Origin of the sequence: Acinetobacter sp. YH12142, from assembly GCF_013418435.1 — a bacterium.
In the GTDB taxonomy this organism is placed as follows: Bacteria; Pseudomonadota; Gammaproteobacteria; order Pseudomonadales; family Moraxellaceae; genus Acinetobacter; species Acinetobacter amyesii.
In genome coordinates, this window is the sequence record NZ_VPCB01000018.1 from 45,537 (window position 1) to 62,989 (window position 17,453).

At 40.6% G+C, this 17,453-nt stretch carries 20 protein-coding genes; 10 read left to right on the forward strand and 10 right to left on the reverse strand.

The window, feature by feature from the left end:
- Positions 1 to 240: 240 nt before the first annotated feature.
- Positions 241 to 426: a hypothetical protein gene (locus FTU77_RS13285; RefSeq protein ID WP_111885938.1), complete on the forward strand. Its 186-nt coding sequence runs from the start codon at positions 241 to 243 to the stop codon at positions 424 to 426.
- Positions 427 to 534: 108 nt separating this feature from the next.
- Here the strand turns inward: FTU77_RS13285 and FTU77_RS13290 are convergent, their stop codons facing one another.
- The 4 genes from FTU77_RS13290 to FTU77_RS13305 all read right to left on the reverse strand — a co-directional run bounded on the left by FTU77_RS13290 (position 535) and on the right by FTU77_RS13305 (position 3,424).
- The gene (locus FTU77_RS13290; protein ID WP_171319318.1) at positions 535 to 933 is read right to left on the reverse strand and encodes a hypothetical protein; all 399 of its coding nucleotides are present in this window, start codon (positions 931 to 933) and stop codon (positions 535 to 537) included.
- Between the two features lie 269 nt (positions 934 to 1,202).
- Entirely contained in the window at positions 1,203 to 1,778 is a 576-nt protein-coding gene (locus tag FTU77_RS13295; RefSeq protein ID WP_078189246.1) for a xanthine phosphoribosyltransferase, read from the reverse strand.
- Positions 1,779 to 1,868: 90 nt separating this feature from the next.
- Positions 1,869 to 2,582 (reverse strand): DUF3108 domain-containing protein, encoded by a 714-nt coding sequence (locus FTU77_RS13300; RefSeq protein WP_111885940.1) that lies wholly within the window; start codon positions 2,580 to 2,582, stop codon positions 1,869 to 1,871.
- A gap of 158 nt (positions 2,583 to 2,740) precedes the next feature.
- Positions 2,741 to 3,424 (reverse strand): hypothetical protein, encoded by a 684-nt coding sequence (locus tag FTU77_RS13305; RefSeq protein WP_180055995.1) that lies wholly within the window; start codon positions 3,422 to 3,424, stop codon positions 2,741 to 2,743.
- A gap of 258 nt (positions 3,425 to 3,682) precedes the next feature.
- Here FTU77_RS13305 and FTU77_RS13310 point away from each other — a divergent pair, with 258 nt between their 5' ends.
- On the forward strand, positions 3,683 to 4,540 hold the full coding sequence (locus tag FTU77_RS13310) for an energy transducer TonB (protein ID WP_213066202.1): 858 nt from the start codon (positions 3,683 to 3,685) through the stop codon (positions 4,538 to 4,540).
- Here the strand turns inward: FTU77_RS13310 and FTU77_RS13315 are convergent, their stop codons facing one another.
- From FTU77_RS13315 to miaB, 4 genes are all read right to left on the reverse strand, one after another.
- A complete protein-coding gene (locus FTU77_RS13315; RefSeq protein ID WP_111885943.1) occupies positions 4,541 to 4,831 on the reverse strand; it encodes an antibiotic biosynthesis monooxygenase in 291 nt (96 codons plus the stop codon).
- Between the two features lie 63 nt (positions 4,832 to 4,894).
- Positions 4,895 to 5,377 (reverse strand): rRNA maturation RNase YbeY, encoded by a 483-nt coding sequence (gene ybeY / locus FTU77_RS13320; protein ID WP_078192431.1) that lies wholly within the window; start codon positions 5,375 to 5,377, stop codon positions 4,895 to 4,897.
- A 9-nt stretch (positions 5,378 to 5,386) separates the two neighbouring features.
- Entirely contained in the window at positions 5,387 to 6,478 is a 1,092-nt protein-coding gene (locus tag FTU77_RS13325; RefSeq protein WP_111885944.1) for a PhoH family protein, read from the reverse strand.
- A 38-nt stretch (positions 6,479 to 6,516) separates the two neighbouring features.
- Positions 6,517 to 7,974, reverse strand: a complete 1,458-nt coding sequence (gene miaB / locus FTU77_RS13330) for a tRNA (N6-isopentenyl adenosine(37)-C2)-methylthiotransferase MiaB (protein WP_180035682.1) — start codon at positions 7,972 to 7,974, stop codon at positions 6,517 to 6,519.
- A 307-nt stretch (positions 7,975 to 8,281) separates the two neighbouring features.
- Between miaB and FTU77_RS13335 the strand changes: the two genes are divergently transcribed.
- The 5 genes from FTU77_RS13335 (at position 8,282) to FTU77_RS13355 (ending at position 12,933) form a co-directional block, all read left to right on the forward strand.
- Positions 8,282 to 10,258: a lytic transglycosylase domain-containing protein gene (locus FTU77_RS13335; RefSeq protein ID WP_180055996.1), complete on the forward strand. Its 1,977-nt coding sequence runs from the start codon at positions 8,282 to 8,284 to the stop codon at positions 10,256 to 10,258.
- A 49-nt stretch (positions 10,259 to 10,307) separates the two neighbouring features.
- Complete coding sequence (locus FTU77_RS13340) at positions 10,308 to 10,964, forward strand: ribonuclease I (protein ID WP_180055997.1); 657 nt, start codon at positions 10,308 to 10,310, stop codon at positions 10,962 to 10,964.
- A gap of 170 nt (positions 10,965 to 11,134) precedes the next feature.
- Positions 11,135 to 12,121 carry a malate dehydrogenase gene (locus FTU77_RS13345; protein ID WP_078189236.1) on the forward strand — a complete coding sequence of 329 codons (987 nt, stop codon included), beginning with the start codon at positions 11,135 to 11,137 and terminating at the stop codon, positions 12,119 to 12,121.
- Positions 12,122 to 12,309: 188 nt separating this feature from the next.
- Positions 12,310 to 12,570, forward strand: coding sequence for a DUF2789 family protein (locus FTU77_RS13350; RefSeq protein ID WP_078189235.1), 261 nt, complete (start codon positions 12,310 to 12,312; stop codon positions 12,568 to 12,570).
- A 105-nt stretch (positions 12,571 to 12,675) separates the two neighbouring features.
- Complete coding sequence (locus tag FTU77_RS13355; RefSeq protein WP_078189234.1) at positions 12,676 to 12,933, forward strand: DUF2789 family protein; 258 nt, start codon at positions 12,676 to 12,678, stop codon at positions 12,931 to 12,933.
- 49 nt (positions 12,934 to 12,982) lie between these two features.
- Here the strand turns inward: FTU77_RS13355 and FTU77_RS13360 are convergent, their stop codons facing one another.
- On the reverse strand, positions 12,983 to 13,510 hold the full coding sequence (locus FTU77_RS13360; RefSeq protein ID WP_180055998.1) for a hypothetical protein: 528 nt from the start codon (positions 13,508 to 13,510) through the stop codon (positions 12,983 to 12,985).
- 71 nt (positions 13,511 to 13,581) lie between these two features.
- The gene (locus FTU77_RS13365) at positions 13,582 to 14,184 is read right to left on the reverse strand and encodes a 2OG-Fe(II) oxygenase (RefSeq protein ID WP_180026036.1); all 603 of its coding nucleotides are present in this window, start codon (positions 14,182 to 14,184) and stop codon (positions 13,582 to 13,584) included.
- A gap of 114 nt (positions 14,185 to 14,298) precedes the next feature.
- On the opposite strand from FTU77_RS13365, the gene FTU77_RS13370 reads away from it, so the two are divergent.
- Genes FTU77_RS13370 through FTU77_RS13380 form a run of 3 tightly spaced genes read left to right on the forward strand, consistent with a single transcriptional unit; the run spans position 14,299 to position 17,137 of the window.
- Positions 14,299 to 15,156, forward strand: a complete 858-nt coding sequence (locus FTU77_RS13370) for a 23S rRNA (adenine(2030)-N(6))-methyltransferase RlmJ (protein WP_180055999.1) — start codon at positions 14,299 to 14,301, stop codon at positions 15,154 to 15,156.
- 41 nt (positions 15,157 to 15,197) lie between these two features.
- Positions 15,198 to 16,022, forward strand: coding sequence for a CDP-diacylglycerol--serine O-phosphatidyltransferase (gene pssA, locus FTU77_RS13375; protein ID WP_078189231.1), 825 nt, complete (start codon positions 15,198 to 15,200; stop codon positions 16,020 to 16,022).
- Positions 16,023 to 16,060: 38 nt separating this feature from the next.
- A complete protein-coding gene (locus FTU77_RS13380; RefSeq protein ID WP_180056000.1) occupies positions 16,061 to 17,137 on the forward strand; it encodes a DUF6670 family protein in 1,077 nt (358 codons plus the stop codon).
- Positions 17,138 to 17,453 lie beyond the last annotated feature (316 nt).

Genomic DNA, 17,453 nt, shown 5'->3' on the forward strand with positions numbered 1-17,453 from the left:
TTTTTGTACGGCGCTTTTTATTGATTGATGAAGTCATATTAGTACACGAGAAGATAAAAATAAATCTGCCAATCTATTCTTAAAATACCAAAAATAAGTGATATCAATAACATATTGAAAGTTTTTAAATACAGCCTGCTCAGTGATGGCCTTGAGTCGATTATTGCTGTCTCTTTAGGTACGTTATTTTTATTTTTTGATTACATGATTTGTATTTAAATTTCTTCTTTGGGGTGTGTGATGTCTATTAATTTTCGAATGATTTTCCTATGTTCCGCATTGGCTGCATCTTCCTTGTGTACGGCAATGCCAGTTTTATACAGTATGGATTTCCCGCAAGAGAAAAAAGCCGAAGAAAAAGAATTTTTGGCGAAACAAGATCAAGTCAAAGCAGAATCAAAATCTTTAACTGATGCTTCAAAATAGTTGATTCGCCATGGTTTCGAATAGCATTTCAATAGGCTAGAAAACCATGCTAGAAAAACAATAACCCATTAAAAAAAGAGCGCTGATGCGCTCTTTTTTACATCGAATTTAGTCTTGATCCGAAATTTTTGCAGCGTCTTCAGGCTGTTGCTCAGCTTCAAAGCGCTGTTTGCAATCTAAACATTGGTAGTCGAGAAAAATATTTTGATCGACGATCACGCCGGCTTTTTTACCAAAACGGTGTCCGAGAAAACCGCCTGTGATACCGACACTAATCGCACCGACAAAAGTCCCGATGGTTCCGCCCATAATCACGCCAAGTGGGCCTGCAGTCACACCACCAATCGCAGCACCAATAGATGCGCCAGATGCCGCACCACCGACAGTCCCTGCAGCAGTTCCTGCACCACTGAGTAAGACCCCACCAATTTTTTGTAAGTTTTGTTCATGGTTACGCTTTTCAATATGGGTTGATCCACATTTTGGACATTTAACTGTCGGTTCCATGTTTTGATTTTCTGTATTCATAACTTTCCGTAGCCTTAAAAAATAAAGTGGCCGAATTTATGGTGCAGCATAATGTAATTTGACAGATGAGTAGTTGACCCATTCGATCAAATGCAACGATTTTCCTGAATTTTATCGATTTTTGCGTACAGATGTTTTGTCTGCTTGTAACCAAGGCGTTAAAAAGTGCGCTTTACGTCACCTTAATCGTAAGTTTTTAGCAAAAAAAAGAACACCTGATGTGTTCTTTTTTTCTTTTGAACGCAAACTTAGTCACGAACAAATTCAACTGTACCATTCGCCAGTGATTTCACACGTGCCAATGATTCAACGCGATAGCCTTTTTCAAGCAAAATATCACGACCAGGTTGGAATGATTTTTCAATCACGATACCGATACCCAATACTTCAGCACTTGCTTGATGAATAAGATCTGCAAGACCTAAAGCCGCTTGACCATTGGCCAAGAAGTCATCAATCACTAAAACTTTATCTTCAGCATTGATGTGCTTTTTAGAAATCGCGATAGTGCTTTCAGTTTGTTTCGTAAAAGAAAACACTTTTGAGCGATACAAATCATCTTTTAAGGTTAAAGATTGATATTTACGTGCAAAAATCACAGGAACACCAAGTTCAAGACCAGCCATTACTGCAGGTGCAATACCTGATGCTTCAATCGTAATGATTTTTGTGATGCCAGCATCTTTAAAAAGACGGGCAAATTCTTGACCAATTTGCTGCATCATCACAGGGTCAATTTGGTGGTTCAGGAAAGAATCGACTTTCAGAACTTCTTCAGAGAGAACGATACCTTCAGCTAAGATTTTCTGTTCCAGAGCGTGCACGGGAGAATCCTCGAGGGGCAGGTGCTTTTTAAAGCAAAAGCGTATTTTAAAAAGCACCGTGAAAAATGCAAGCGAAATTGATCAAATCAATTAATTTGTTGCACCTTTATAGCCCGTTAACAATAAACCGTAAGAGGTTTTATTGTCTTGGTGGGAAACTTTGACAGGTAGATAATCTAGTTTTGGTGCTAACCAGAAAGTCGTTTGACGGCCTGGTTTGTCATGACGCATCACGACTTTAACGGTGTCAAAAGTTCCATAAGTGGTTTTCACTTTTTCAGTGCCTTGTTTCACGAACTTACGAGCTTCAACCTCTTTGGCGTCGGCAATGTAGTAATTCGATTTCAAACCACCATTTTTTAAATCTTCACGAATTTGCAATTCAGCATTGAGTTCATCTAGCACACCTGATTTCCACGCAAATGAACGCGCTTTATCATCTTTTTTGGTATTAATGGTTTTTGCGCCAGCATTGAAATTGATGTTCATGGTGTTGTTGTGCACCAAAATTTTGCTGCTGCGGCTAAAGCTGTTCGAGTGAATTTGGCTGCCATTTAAACTAAAACGACTGGTTTCAGTTGCAGAGGCCATCGCACCAGCTTTTGCTGCGAAAATATACGTCCAGTTATTCCCAGATTGTTTTAGGGTACGTGTTGCAGAACCCAAGTTTTTGCCGTTGTAATTAAACTGGTAGCTTGCTTGGAATGGACTCATGGCAAATGACTGACTTGAGAAACCAGTCAAAAGCAGTGTAGTCGATACCCCAGCAACAAGACCTAAATTTTTCAAAACTGAATGTGCCATAAGTATGGTTTTCCTATTCAATAGAAGTGCGGTGGGCTAAACCACCTGATATGTTTATTATGCGGCTGGATTGTGGAGAATCACGTCACAAATCCGTGCCTAATGTATATATTGTGTAGCGTTTTTATAGGTTCAAGATGCCTAAGTACAGGATAAGTCTAGCTTTCCTTTTGCTTTATAGGCGTGACTTCATCGTCTTTTAAATTTGAATCATCCCAGTCTTCCATCCGTTCTTGCGACATTTTGGTGAACAATGCGGTTAAATTAACATTACCAATCACCACCAATTCGGCCTCACGTAAAACAGCATGGTTCACATGGACTTTGCCCAGTGTGTCGATAATCGATCGACTTTTACCGAGCCAGCGATTCAGGTCTAAATACAGTAAATCATCTTTAACTTTGATCACATTGAGCTTTTCCAAAATCATACCCAATGGATCTTGGTTGAGTACTTTTTGATAGAACCATAACGCCATGCGCACGCCCATCTTATACAGAACATTTGGATACTTTGCTTCAATCACTTGTGTATCACTAATTTGTTCAAATACGATCAATTGGGTTTGTTTGTTGAGTTCCATCTGTACCAGTTTTAAATCAACAGAGAGTGTTATGATCAGCCCGTTATAATCCAATGTGGCATACAGTCGAAGCCAGTCATCATGCAGGTCAGCATGCAAGTCTTTGAGTATTTTCACATTATCGGTCACAAAGCGCTGAAATGTCGCATTTAAAAACACTTGAGACATTGGGAATTCACGCTCATCTTCAATAAATCCTTCAGCTTTTTGGTACACTTGGCGTATACGTTTAGCGATATTGGAAACTAGCGTTTGCATAAGAAGTGCATCCTGACAAATTATGTTTTTTGACGATGTTTATCTTGTCGATTTCTATAAAAACACAAGGTTTTGATCTTGCAGTTTAGCAAAATAAATTGCACCATTTTCATGATTTTAATTGTGCATTATCTATGTGTTGATGGATTTCTCGTTTTCATCAAAAAATGAATACGAGTTTTATTTTATACTGTTTTAAGCAGTTTGGGGAATGCGGCAAATTGTCGGTTTAATGTGATGCTGAAAAAAATAACGTTCATGCCCTTGATGAAAGAGTGGTGGAAAGATCCCATATTTGCAACTGCATTGGCGTTTGCTGCTGTGTTGCATTTGGCTTTTTTAACCATGCAATTTTCCATGCCCCAAGAGGCGGATTATAACACCAAAGAAATTGCAGTTTCTTTACGTTCTACGACGGAAAAAATTGAACATGCAGACTTTTTAGCACAAGCCGATCAGCAGGGCTCAGGGACATTCCGTGAGTCACATCGTATGTCGAGTGACATGCCTGCACCGATGATCGAACAAAAAGCCGGGGAGCAAAAAAGCGAAGCTTTAGAACAACTGCAACAAAAGAAAGAGCTGAGCTTTGAAGACAAAGTGTTGATGACAACCTTGAGTTGGCAAAAACAAGCGGAAGAAAACAGTCGCAAAAAAGCCGTTGAGGAGTTGAATAGTCAGTTTCAGGCCAAGGCTGCGATGGTGGCGAGTATCGAAGCTCAATATTTACAACGCCAACAAAATTTTAGCCGTCAGCAAAAAATTAAAACCATTGATGGTATTCAAGCCAAGCAAGATGTTTCTGCTGCTTACATGGAAAAATTTCGCGAAAAAGTCGAATTTTACGGTAACCGTTATTATCCTGAAGCGGCAAAACAGCAACAGCTACGCGGTGAAGTACGTTTAATGGTTATTTTGAACAGTAATGGCGGGATTCGTGCCATTCGTTTGATCGAAAGTTCAGGTTCAAACTTATTGGACGAAGCTGCAAAAACCTCTGTACGTAAGGCGGCACCTTTTGGTTTGTTTGATGCCAAAATGAAAGACATCTCAGAACTTCGTATTGTGCGTACTTGGCGCTTCGATCCTGCAGAAGCAGAGTTTGAGGTGCGTTAATCAGTTGTGATTGCGTCGCAAAACTTCGCAGATTTCGACGCTAAAACTCGCATACCATTGGTTTTTCCCCAATTGCTGCGCGACCAGATGTTGTGCATCTTGTTGCCAAGCTCGAATGTCTTCTAATGTATTCCAGTAGGAAAGGGCGATTTCATGCTCACCCTCTGTCAGCGCTTCAAAATGTTGACAGTTAAAGTGTGTCAAGGCTTTGTCTCTAAGCTGCTGTGCAGTCGAAAAATACAGCTCATCAAGCGTACGAATGCGTGCTTTAAAAATCACGACATATTGCATATCTTTCCTTCCTTGTTTTTTATGACGATAAAAAAAGCGAGCCGGAGCTCGCTTTTTGGGTTCTTAATCTCTTTCCAGATAAGGGTTATCAAACCCCAATTTGGCTAAAATCTCGATCTCCAAAGCTTCCATTTCTTCAGCATCTTCATCAGAGGTTTCATGGTCGTAGCCCATGAGGTGCAACGTACCGTGTACCAGCATATGCGTAAAGTGGGTCAGGGGTGCTTTGCTTTGTTCTTGTGCTTCACGAAGAACCACAGGAATACAAATCACCAAGTCGCCAATCGGAAATGAGTCTAAAACTGCAGCCATTTCATCGGGGAGATCGCTCGGAAAAGACAACACATTAGTCGGTTTGTCTTTACCACGATATTCCAAGTTCAATTTGTGGCTTTCGTCATTGTCCACACATGCAATACCGATCTCACAATCACTTTGTGTATCGATATGACGTAAAGCCGTTTCCACGACTTTTTTGATATGCGCACGTTTCACCACCAATTCAGGTGACTGAAAATTTTGCTGCAAGGAGAGATTAAGTTTCAAAATGAATCCTTAAATGTTTTCGTCTTGATGCTGCCCATCAGCTTTAGCATCATTGTCCGCCACCAAGGCTTCCTGACGTGCTTTACGTTCTGCACGTTGTTCAGCTGTAAGGCGATGTTGTTCGCTGTCCCATCCCTCATAGGCTTCAACAATTTTTTGAACCAATTGATGACGTACCACGTCACGAGAGTGGAAGCGAGTAATATGAATTTCTTTGATTTTTTCAATCACACGTAAGGCATGTGCCAAACCAGATTGTTGACCACGAGGTAAATCGACCTGTGTAATGTCGCCAGTGATTACTGCACGAGAACCAAAACCTAAACGGGTGAGGAACATTTTCATTTGTTCAGGGGTCGTGTTTTGTGCTTCATCTAAAATCACAAAAGAATGATTTAAGGTACGACCACGCATGTAGGCCAGTGGTGCAACTTCAATCACTTGACGTTCAATTAGTTTAGCGACTTTTTCAAAACCGAGCATTTCATACAAAGCGTCGTAGAGAGGACGTAAGTAAGGGTCAATTTTTTGGCTCAAATCACCGGGTAAAAAACCCAGTTTTTCACCTGCTTCAACCGCAGGGCGAACCAATAAAATACGCTGAATTTCATTACGTTCTAGCATATCTACAGCAGCGGCGACCGCGAGATAAGTTTTACCTGTACCCGCTGGGCCGATACCAAATGAAATATCGCTTTGTAAAATACGCTGTACATAGCGTTTTTGATTGGCACCACGTGGATTGATCCGACCTTTACGGGTTTGTAGATAAACATTGTCTAAACCGGTATGCTCATTTTCAGAAAAATCTTCCTGAATTTCGCGGTCAGTCTGACTGCCTTGAATCATCATGTGTAAAATGTCCGCACTAATCTGTGGATTGGTTTCGGACTCTTCATAAAGACGGTGAAGGAGACTTTCGGCTCTCTCTACCGCATCGATTTCCCCATCGACAAAAAAAGCATCTGCACGATGAGAAATTTTGACATCTAAACGTTGTTCAATTTGTTTGAGATGACCGTTATAGGCACCGAGCATGCTTTGTAAACGGTCAAGTGGAATACCAGCAAAAGTTACAGTACGTCGAATCGCTGCAGTCAAGAGAATTCCTTTAAATTGGTCTGACGATTAAGCTTACATTACGCCACGTCAGGCTCAAGATTCAAGAGTTCACCGTAAACAAACTTCAAAGTTTTAATATCTGTCACTTCAATCTCTGCAAAACGCCCAACCCATGCAGGATCACCGATAAAGCTAACCAAACGTGTATTGTCTGCAGTACCAATCAGCAAGTTCGGATCTTTGTCTGAAACAGACTCAATCAAGACACGTTGAATGGTCCCTAGCATTGCATCAGTTTTATCGATACTGGATTGTTTAATCCATTGTTGAACTTTTGCAAGACGTTCTTTTTTCACATCTTCAGGGGTTGTGTCTTCAAGTTCTGAGGCAGGAGTACCCGGACGTTTTGAGTAGATGAAACTGTATGAATGATCGAAGTCCATATCTTGGATAAATTGATAAGTTTCTTCGAAGTTTTCGTCAGTCTCACCCGGGAAGCCAATAATAAAGTCACTAGATAAATGCATATCAGGGCGAACTTGACGTAATTTAGCAATTTTATCGATATATACATCAATCGTGTGGTTACGTTTCATGGCTTGTAGCACGTCATTCGAACCACTTTGAACTGGTAGATGCAAGTGAGAAACCATTTGCGGTAAGTCACGGTAGCATTGAATCAAGTCATCATTAAATTCAAGCGGGTGCGATGTGGTGTAACGAATACGTCCAATGCCCGGAATTTCGGCCACTAAACGCAGTAACTCTGCAAAGGTGCAAATATTACCTTCGAAGGTTTCACCACGGTAGCCATTCACGTTTTGGCCGAGTAATGAAATTTCACGTACGCCTTTTTCAGCTAAAGTGGCAATTTCAGCCAATACATCATCCAGTGGACGTGATACCTCTTCTCCACGTGTGTAAGGAACCACACAGAAAGAACAGTATTTTGAGCAGCCTTCCATAATCGAGACAAAGGCTTTAAAACCTTCTACACGCGGTTCCGGCAAAAAGTCGAATTTCTCAATGTCAGGGAATGAAATATCCACCAATTGAATTTTTTCTTTTTTCGGCTTAACCACTTGTTCAGTGTGTTGATCCAGCATTTGCGGTAAACGATGCAAAGTTTGTGGACCAAACACCATATCTACATACGGTGCGCGTTTTTGAATGTTGTCACCTTCCTGAGAGGCAACACAGCCACCAACACCAATCACCAAGTCAGGATTTTTTTCTTTCAGCTTGCGCCAGCGGCCTAACTCAGAAAATACTTTTTCTTGGGCTTTTTCACGGATAGAGCAGGTATTCATCAGGAGAATATCCGCTTCTTTTGGATCGTTTGTCAGCACATAGCCGTGAGAATCACCTAAAAGGTCGCCCATACGTTGACTGTCATACTCATTCATCTGACACCCTTGCGTTTCGATGTACAGTTTTTTCACTGCTCCATCTTGAGCTGGGGTGTGCTGTGGCTGGGTAACAGTGTTATCTGGGGCAGCTTGGGCACTATTGGGGATGAAGGTTTGAACCGTCATGTAGGCTCCTAAAGGAATTTTATGAAAATCAATAACCATACGTGGCTGACAGACAATTCAATCAATTGAATTGTGCAGCTGCGGAGGTCAAAAAGGGGATTTTAAGAATGGGCAATATTTTAGCAGTAATTTACTAGAAACTTACAGCCTAAAATTACAACTCTGCCATATTGATTTATGAAGCAAAAATGTTTGAAAATTAATATTGGCTAATCATAAGGTTACATAACAGAACACAATGCAGAGTTTAGAATTATTAAACTAATTCCTAAACAAAGTTCGATGTGCTGTAACTGAGCAGAATGACATGAAAGAAGGCAAGTGGATGTTAAAACATAATTTTAAACAGAAAAATTACGCTAAATTACTTGCTTTGAGTGTCGGGCTCTCTGGAATTTCTGCGTTTGTCCAAGCCGCAGATGAGCAGTTTAACGATGCTTTACGTGCTGCGAATGCAGGCAATATTAGTTTATTACAACAATACCAATCATCTATGCAAAATGATGTTTTGGGCTATTATCCAGAATATTGGTTACTGAATAACAATTTGGCTTCACAACCTGCAAGTGCCATTATTAATTTTGCACAGCGCTATCCAAACTCGGCAATGGCAGAAAAATTAGCCGCAGATTATGTTGAAGAAAAAGTCAAACAAGCTGATTTCGCTACAGCACAGCCTGTTTTGCAATATGTGACTAATGCTGACCGTGCTGAAACATGTGCCATGGCTCAAGTCCGCGCAAAGTCGGGCGACCCTCTGGTTTACGCAGAATTTAAAGATGTATGGTTGACCACAAACTCACAACCTGACTCGTGTACGGGCTTGGGCCGTATGATGCTGTCGAGTCCTTTAATGACTCAAGATGACCGCCATCAACGGATGTGGGGACAGTTAAGAGCGGGTCAGTCAGGACAAGCGATTGCGACTGCGCAAACCATTGGCGTGAATATTAATTTATCGCAACTCAACACCATTCAAGCCAATCCACTGAATTATTTATGGTCTGCACCCAAAGCCACAGCTGAAGATCATGCATACCTGATTTATGCGATGGGACGCTTGGCAGATAGCGACTTAAATGGCGCAATTTCTTCGGTGAAACGTGCAGCAGAAGGCACACCAGCCGATGTACAAAAAGCCCTATACCGTAGTGTCGGGTATATCGGTGGTACAACGGTAATGAAAAATAATTTCAACCGTGAAGTTCTAAATTATCTTGATTTGAGTTATGGACTGCCTTTTAGTGCAGAAGAAGCCGAGATTTATGCGCGACAAGCCATTCGTTTTGGCGCATGGGAAAGTGTCATTCGTGCAATTGATGCGATGAGCGTTTCGCAAAAGCAAGAAGATCGTTGGCAATATTGGTTAGCACGTGCCTCTGAACAACGTGGCGATGCCTCATCAAAACGCACGGCGCAAGACATTTATCGTAAGCTCGCTGCTGGCGATGATTACCATAATTTGTTAGCACGTGACAAAATTGGTCAGTCTTATAACAATATTCCGTCAAATGTGCAGCCTTCGTCACAAGATGCGCAGCGTCTCAGTCAGGATATTCACTTCCGTCGTGCCTTTGCATTGCGCAATATTAATGCATCTGACAGCTATATTAACCGTGAATGGAACTGGGCAGTGCGTCAAGCCTATTTAAAGCATGATGATGGCATGATTCTTGCCGCAGCTAAACGAGCAACCGATATGGGTTGGTATGATCGGGCGATTTATGCAGCAGATCGAACCACCAACCAGCATAACTATGCTTTACGTTATGCCATGCCACATCAAAATTATGTGGTGAGTCATAGTCGTAATGCAGGGATTGACCCAGCATGGGCTTATGGTTTGATGCGTCAAGAAAGTCGGTTTGTTACTAGCGCACGTTCACATGTCGGTGCCGGTGGTTTAATGCAAATTATGCCAGACACCGCAAAATTGGTGGCTCGTCAGATGGGGGAGAGTTATAACCCCGCTGCATTAACGGATATGAATACCAATATCCGTTATGGCACTTTCTATTTATCAATGATTCAACGTCAATTGAGTAATAGTCCAGTATTAGCGACCGCAGGTTACAATGCGGGTCCAAATCGTGCTCGACGCTGGCAGCCTGAGTATCAAGCGATTGCAGCGGACCAATATACAGAATCGATTCCATTAACGGAAACGCGAGACTATGTAAAACATGTGATGACCAATGCAACCCATTACGGCCTTTTATTGGGTCAGGGGCCGCAATCGATTGAAAAACGAATGCAAATGATTCCATTACGGAATGCGCAATAAGCATTGAAGCAATGCGCCTGTTTTGAGGCGCAATATGGGTAAATAATGAATGCCGAACTTGAACATTAGACCTGTTTATCGAATACTGACATCACTGCTCATCGGCAGTGGTGCAGGCTTTGGTGTGTCTGTGCTTTCGGCAGCACCCGTGGTTAATGGCTATGTGATGGATGTGCAAATGGTGCCAGCTGTTTGCGCCTATGATCCTTTAAAAAGTAAAAAACGTAAATGTCTGGAAGGGTATTCACTCAATATCACGGGTCTATATCCAGAAACTTCTACCCGTGATTGCACCACCAATAGTTCCGCTAAACTTTCTCCGCTGCAAGCCAAAGTGGTTGCACGGATTATGCCTGATGAAAATGCTCGCGTGGCGCTTTGGCACAATACCGGTGGCTGTGTTCCTATGAATGCCAGCCAGTATTTCAGAACCATTATTAATCATGCAGATAAGCTAAAAATTCCAGATGAATTGACTAGCCAAGAAACCCAATCCATTCAAGCCAATGTCTTGCGTAATAAAATGTTGCGTATGAACAGCGGATTGGTATCTCAAAGTATTGAATTTAACTGTATGCAAACCCGTGGTGGCAGCCTGCTGACTGAGATTAAAATTTGCTATAAAAACAATGGTCAGTACAAAAGTTGCCCTACAACTATCGTCGGAAATTGTCCTGCAACTTTCATAATTAAAGGTTCTTTCTAAGCTTTTTTCGGCATTTTATTTATATTTCCTATCATACTTTTGTTGAAAAGCATTCTCTTTTACATGCAAGCGTCAAAAGATTGGAGTACAATCTTTGCCGTTTATGATTATTAAGATTAGATAGAACAGCTATTTAATCATTATGACCTTCCTCAATTGGAGATAATTACATGAAGCAAGCAGTTCGTGTTGCCGTTACTGGCGCAGCTGGTCAAATCGGTTATAGCTTATTATTCCGTATCGCAAGCGGTGAAATGTTGGGTAAAGACCAACCAGTTATCCTTCAATTATTAGAAATTCCAGTTGAGAAAGCTCAACAAGCGCTTAAAGGCGTAATGATGGAACTTGATGACTGCGCATTCCCTCTTTTAGAAGGTATGATCGGTACTGATGATCCTAAAGTTGCATTCAAAGATGCTGACTACGCTCTTCTTGTAGGTTCACGTCCACGTGGTCCTGGTATGGAACGTGCTGACCTTCTTAAAGTAAACGGTGAAATCTTCATCGGTCAAGGTCAAGCGCTTAACGAAGTTGCTAGCCGTGACGTTAAAGTTCTTGTTGTAGGTAACCCTGCAAACACTAACGCTTACATCGCAATGAAATCTGCTCCAGATCTTCCAGCGAAAAACTTCACAGCAATGTTACGTCTTGACCACAACCGTGCGTTAACTCAACTTGCTCAAAAAGCTGGTGTTGCAGTTTCTGACATCGAAAACATGACAGTTTGGGGTAACCACTCTCCAACTATGTATGCTGACTACCGTTTTGCAAATGTAAACGGCGAAAGCTTAAAAGACAAAATCAACGATGCTGCTTGGAACAAAGACGTATTCCTTCCAACTGTTGGTAAACGTGGTGCTGCGATCATCGAAGCACGTGGTCTTTCTTCTGCTGCTTCTGCTGCAAACGCTGCAATCGACCATATGCGCGATTGGGCTCTTGGCACAAACGGCAAATGGGTAACTATGGGTATTCCTTCTGACGGTTCTTATGGTATTCCTGAAGGCGTAATGTTCGGTTTCCCTGTAACAACTGAAAACGGCGAATACAAAATCGTTCAAGGTCTTGAAATCGACGAATTCAGCCGTGAACGTATCAACTTCACTCTAAACGAGCTTGAAGAAGAACGTGCAGCAGTTGCTGACATGGTTAAATAATTTAATTTTTTAAATTAAATTATAAAAAGGCACTCCATTTGGGGTGCTTTTTTTATGGCCTGCGAAAAATACCACGCTTAATTTTTGAACAAAAAATAACACGTTGAGATGCTGTTGCAACTGACAAAGTCAAATAAACAGATAACTATAAAGATGAGAGAAATGTTATAGGCTTGAGGAGAACGGCAATGTTTGATCAACAACCGACGTTGGAACTATTTTTTGAACAATTGGGGTTGGATGCAAGTCCGGAAGGCATCGATCAATTTATCGAAACGCATCAAATCACCATGGATGTTCCATTGCATGAAGCGCCATTTTGGACGAAGTCACAGCGCGACTTTATTATTAGTCATTGGAAAAAAGATGATGACTGGGCCATGGTGGTCGATATTTTAAATGAACAATTGCATACAGAACATAAGCTTTCAGGATCATGCAAAATCTAAATACAATTTGAAACAACAAACCTAGTTTTATCGCTAGGTTTTTTTATCAGCATCATATAAGTTAATTAAATAATAAATGACAGATTAGTTGATAAGGAGGGCGAGATGCTCAATCAAAATAAACCATCCTTAGCTTTATTGTTTTCTCAATTGGGGTTAGCCAGCAGTCCAGCTGCGATCGAGTTATACGTACGTACGCATCAGCTTGCCGCAAGTGAAAATTTACATGATGCGCCGTTTTGGAATAAAGCACAGCGCGACTTTCTAATCAGCCATTTAGTACAAGATGATGATTGGGCCATTTGGATTGATGAGCTGAATCAACAGTTGCATATGGATGCATATAAGCTACAACCAGCATAGATTTCACTTCTCCATAAATAAAAAACACCTCTTCGGAGGTGTTTTTTATTTAGTGCAGTTTACTTTGGCGTAATTCTAAAAACCAAGTTTCTTGGCGATAAGGATTAAATGCAGGATGCTCAAGTAATGTGGTGAGTTTGAATTCTTGAGATTTGCTGTATTTATATAACCAGTGGCGGGTTAACGCAGGTTCTTGTTTTACTGCAGAGGCATAGGCCAAATAGAAGTAGATGTCGCCATGTTCAGCTTTGGACATCGGTTTCATAATCTGCTGGGTAATCAGGGCATAGCGCTGCTCTTTGGTGATTTCAAAAAATACCATATAGGCTTTGGCTAAATGCACAGACAAATTGATGTATAGCTCAATCGGCATTTCTTCAAATTCAATCCGGCTTTGCTCAAGTAGAACAATGGCTTCTTGCAGAAAATACACTTGTTCTTGATGGTTCTTACTTAAATTAACCAATTGCAGGCGTAAGTCTGCACGCTCAAGGGCAAGTTCAGGGCTGTTGCCCTGTAGAAATAATTGATCGGTTTCGCCAATACGTTGAATAATTTTATGACTGTTTTGACGCATCGGGTACATCCTCATCTATGAATGACTCATATATGAGGATAGTTTAAGGGATTTAAAGGAGGAATCTCGAATTACCACATCGAGTTGTCATTACGTAGCCAAGCCGTAATCGATAAACGTTGATGTTTAGCTTCGAGTACCTCGTGTAATAGGTCACTTTGGAATAATGCAATGCGATTCGGTTTAGGTTCTAAAATATGCCAAACATCATTCTTATCTTGTAAGCGCAATTCACCGCCCCAGTCGGCTTGCCAATGTTCATGTAAATAATAAACCGCTGAAATGACACGTCCATTTTTGCCTTGAGGATTATCTTTATGCAGAGCATAAAATTCACCTGCGTTATAACAGGCAAAATGTGCTTCGACTTCGTGAATGCCAGAAAAAAATGCGCGATTAAATTGTTCTGATAAATGTTCTAACGCTTGAACGTGTTCTTGTGCGACATCTAAGGTGTCGTTAATCCATAAAATATGATCACTTCTAATTTTACTGATGACCCCATTTTGTACGGCTGCATCCCTAAATTTATTTAAATTTGACATACATTCTTCAACAAGTGCATGTATATATTCAGCAGGATAAGCGTCATCAATAATGCTAAACCCGTGTTGATCTAAATCATCGAGGATTTGATCAACCGGCCAAGACTTTGGGAGAAAGGCTGTTTCCATATACGAACCATAAAGTTGTGGAAAAAAAGGTGACGTATTCTAGAGCAAGAATAGCATCGGAATGAAACTATTTTTCATGCTAAAATGTCCGTTGATATCAGGAATTAAAGAAACATGAATTACCGTCACCATTTCCATGCAGGCAACTTTGCCGACGTGATGAAGCACGTTTTGCTGCTTCAGTTATTAAGTCGACTGAATGCAAAAGATAAACCTTATCGCTATGTAGATACACATGGTGGTGCAGGTAAATATGATCTTTCGACCTCTGAAGCACAGAAATCAGGTGAGTTTTTAAATGGTATTCATCGTTTAGTTAAGCTCGATGATTCGATTAAACGCAATGCGCCTGAAGGTGTTCAACAATATTTAAAAGTTGTTGAAAAAATGCGTGAAAACTTTGGTAAAGGCGCTTATCCAGGTTCTCCATGGTTTGCACTTGAAGGCATGCGTGAAACTGATAAAGCCACGATTTTTGAAATGCAGCGTGATGTATTTCAGCAATTGCGCCACAATATTTTTGATAAACGTGCAGGCTTGCATGAGCGTGATGCTTACGAAGGTTTACTGGGTGTAATTCCACCAAAAGAAAAACGTGGTTTGGTCATGATTGACCCGCCTTACGAATTAGAACGTAAAGATTTTCCACAGCTTGTAGAATTGTTGGTCGCTGCTTATAAAAAATGGCCGACAGGCGTTTTTGCGGTATGGTATCCAATTAAAGACCGCGCGATGATTGAACGTTTTGAAAAGAAAATGTACAAAACCGGTATTCGTCGTCAGTTGGTTTGCGAAATTTGTGTATGGCCAGATGACACTCCAGTGGGTCTAAATGGTTGTGGTTTATTGGTGATTAACCCACCTTGGAAATTCTCTGAAGATGCGGATGAAGCATTACAATGGTTGTTCCCACATCTTCGTATGAATGAAAATGGTGGTCATGCAGCCGTACGTTGGTTGGTTAGCGAATAATTTTAAACTTGAAAAAGAAAGGTCACAGTTAGGATCGAACAATGACAAATACAAATAAACCTGAGCGGGAAATTTCTTCAAAGGATGAAAATGCATTTGATGGCATTACATTTGAAGTTGAAGAAGAGGAGCACACCCATGAAGGGCATAAAGTGAAACGTCGTGGGATCTATCTGTGGCCAAACTTGATTACAACTGCTGCGTTGTTATCTGGCTTTTATTCAATTATTGCCAGTATGAATGGTGAGTTTCAACAAGCCATTTATGCCATTTTCCTTGCAGCATTATTTGATGGTTTGGATGGCCGTGTCGCACGTGCTATCGGCGCGCAAAGTCCATTTGGTGAACAGTTTGACTCCTTATCAGACTTATTAGCATTTGGTGTTGCACCTGCCATTTTAATGTATAGCTGGAGTCTAAATGACTTAGGCCGTATTGGTCTGGCAGCATGTTTTGTTTACACCGCATGTGCAGCCTTCCGTTTAGCGCGTTTTAACGTACAAATCGGAGTCGTCGATAAACGTTACTTTATTGGTGTTGCAAGTCCACTCGCAGCCGTTATGATTATTTCATTGGTATGGGTAGGCATGGACATCCCTGCAGTCTTCGACTTACGCGAAACAGGTATTCAGATTTTTAATGCGGTAGTGATTATTGCAGTGGGTCTATTGATGATCTCAAATGTGAAATACTATTCATTTAAAACGGTGGATCGTCGCCGTGTTCCATTTGCCGTGTTACCAATCATAGTCTTTGTTTTAGCAGCTGTAACGTATAATATTCCAATGGGTATTTTAATTATTTCAGTGATTTATGCATTGTCTGGTTTTGTCACCACCTTAATGGCAAAAAAGGCAGAAGCATGAGTTAAAGCATGAAATAAAAAAATGAAAAGGAGCTTGATATGCAGATATTTCAAGATTTCTTGGATCAATCAAGGCGACTGAATCAAGCTCCAGATTTACAACATAAAAAAATAAATTTACATGCGCCGAATACGCCATATCCTTCAGTCCATTATGGACTTTGTCTACCGAATCTTCCTGCGCCATTACATTATCTTAACTTTATGAGTTGGCTCGGGCAGCCTCAGATTCCCGCTTTTCAAAATCCTGCGTCCATTCAACAAGACGAACTCAATACAGCCACAGTAATGACCAGTGTGAGTGGTCATATAGTTGGGCAATTACAATCATATTCCATCAAAGACGACTGTAGTCTGAGTGAGACCGTCTTTAAATTTAGAGACAAAGAACTGATTGGTTGGGATGGTGCGGTATTTCAAATCCATCGAGAAGATACTGAACTCAGTTTAGATTTGTCCGTGCAAACTACCGATATTTCTTCGTGTTTAATTAAATTAAGATTGGGTCTTGCTGAATATTGGTCAGTGATGTGCCAATGTGAAGGGCAAATCAAATTTCAGGGCCAGATGTATGATGTAAATCAGTTGGCGGTATTATCTTATGCACAAATACGCAAGTTTCCATATTTACCTTTAGCGTTTTATACCCATCAGGTAATCAACCTTAGCCGACAGCGTCAAATTATCTTTATGCAAACGCGAGATCGTTATAACAATATTTTGAGTTCGCGTTTATATCTAAGAGATTTAAATCAGCAGCAAGTGTTCATGGCAGACCAAGGTGTGTTCTTTAAAGTCATGCGCGTTTATCCCGTTGTTAAAACCCCCAATTTGCAAAAAATGTATTTGCCACGTGAATTTGAATGGATTTACCAAAATGACAAAATGAAAATACATGTACAAGCGCAGAGCCGTGGGGATTTTAAATTTGGACTCGGCGCAGGTTATGCAGGAAGCTTTAACTATCAAATCAAAATCAATGACGAAATTGAGTGTGGGGAAGGTGGATACTGTGAATATGTCGATTGTCGAGCTTTGAAATGGCAAGAAAAGAATGAAAAAGATAAATTAACGGACAAATATGGAAATATTGTCCCTTTTATGCTCAAAAAATAGTAAAAAACTCAATTTAGTAGAATAAATAAACAAACGTAATGGAAAATTAAAAATAAATGGAAAAGGGTATTGCAACGGTTCTGAAATGCTGTAGAATGCACATCCATCGGCGGTGATGAAGATTAAAACTTCTGATAAAACAATGACTTGGTTGAATTGATTAAGTTAGGTTTTAGAAAGAAAGTTTAAAAATAATTTGAATTACCGGTTGACTCTTTAGAAATAAAGAGTAATATAGCCGACCTAGCTTGCTGGTGACGAACCAACAAGAAGATCATTAAGAGATTATGAAGAACAACTTGTGTGGATTTTTACT

Coding starts and splice junctions, on each gene's coding strand:
- FTU77_RS13285 (WP_111885938.1), top strand. CDS start 241: ATGTCTATTAATTTTCGAATGATTTTCCTATGTTCCGCATTGGCTGCA.
- FTU77_RS13290 (WP_171319318.1), bottom strand. CDS start 933: ATGGAACCGACAGTTAAATGTCCAAAATGTGGATCAACCCATATTGAA.
- FTU77_RS13300 (WP_111885940.1), bottom strand. CDS start 2,582: ATGGCACATTCAGTTTTGAAAAATTTAGGTCTTGTTGCTGGGGTATCG.
- FTU77_RS13305 (WP_180055995.1), bottom strand. CDS start 3,424: ATGCAAACGCTAGTTTCCAATATCGCTAAACGTATACGCCAAGTGTAC.
- FTU77_RS13310 (WP_213066202.1), top strand. CDS start 3,683: ATGCCCTTGATGAAAGAGTGGTGGAAAGATCCCATATTTGCAACTGCA.
- FTU77_RS13315 (WP_111885943.1), bottom strand. CDS start 4,831: ATGCAATATGTCGTGATTTTTAAAGCACGCATTCGTACGCTTGATGAG.
- miaB (WP_180035682.1), bottom strand. CDS start 7,974: ATGACGGTTCAAACCTTCATCCCCAATAGTGCCCAAGCTGCCCCAGAT.
- FTU77_RS13335 (WP_180055996.1), top strand. CDS start 8,282: ATGAAAGAAGGCAAGTGGATGTTAAAACATAATTTTAAACAGAAAAAT.
- FTU77_RS13340 (WP_180055997.1), top strand. CDS start 10,308: ATGCCGAACTTGAACATTAGACCTGTTTATCGAATACTGACATCACTG.
- FTU77_RS13345 (WP_078189236.1), top strand. CDS start 11,135: ATGAAGCAAGCAGTTCGTGTTGCCGTTACTGGCGCAGCTGGTCAAATC.
- FTU77_RS13350 (WP_078189235.1), top strand. CDS start 12,310: ATGTTTGATCAACAACCGACGTTGGAACTATTTTTTGAACAATTGGGG.
- FTU77_RS13355 (WP_078189234.1), top strand. CDS start 12,676: ATGCTCAATCAAAATAAACCATCCTTAGCTTTATTGTTTTCTCAATTG.
- FTU77_RS13360 (WP_180055998.1), bottom strand. CDS start 13,510: ATGCGTCAAAACAGTCATAAAATTATTCAACGTATTGGCGAAACCGAT.
- FTU77_RS13365 (WP_180026036.1), bottom strand. CDS start 14,184: ATGGAAACAGCCTTTCTCCCAAAGTCTTGGCCGGTTGATCAAATCCTC.
- FTU77_RS13370 (WP_180055999.1), top strand. CDS start 14,299: ATGAATTACCGTCACCATTTCCATGCAGGCAACTTTGCCGACGTGATG.
- pssA (WP_078189231.1), top strand. CDS start 15,198: ATGACAAATACAAATAAACCTGAGCGGGAAATTTCTTCAAAGGATGAA.
- FTU77_RS13380 (WP_180056000.1), top strand. CDS start 16,061: ATGCAGATATTTCAAGATTTCTTGGATCAATCAAGGCGACTGAATCAA.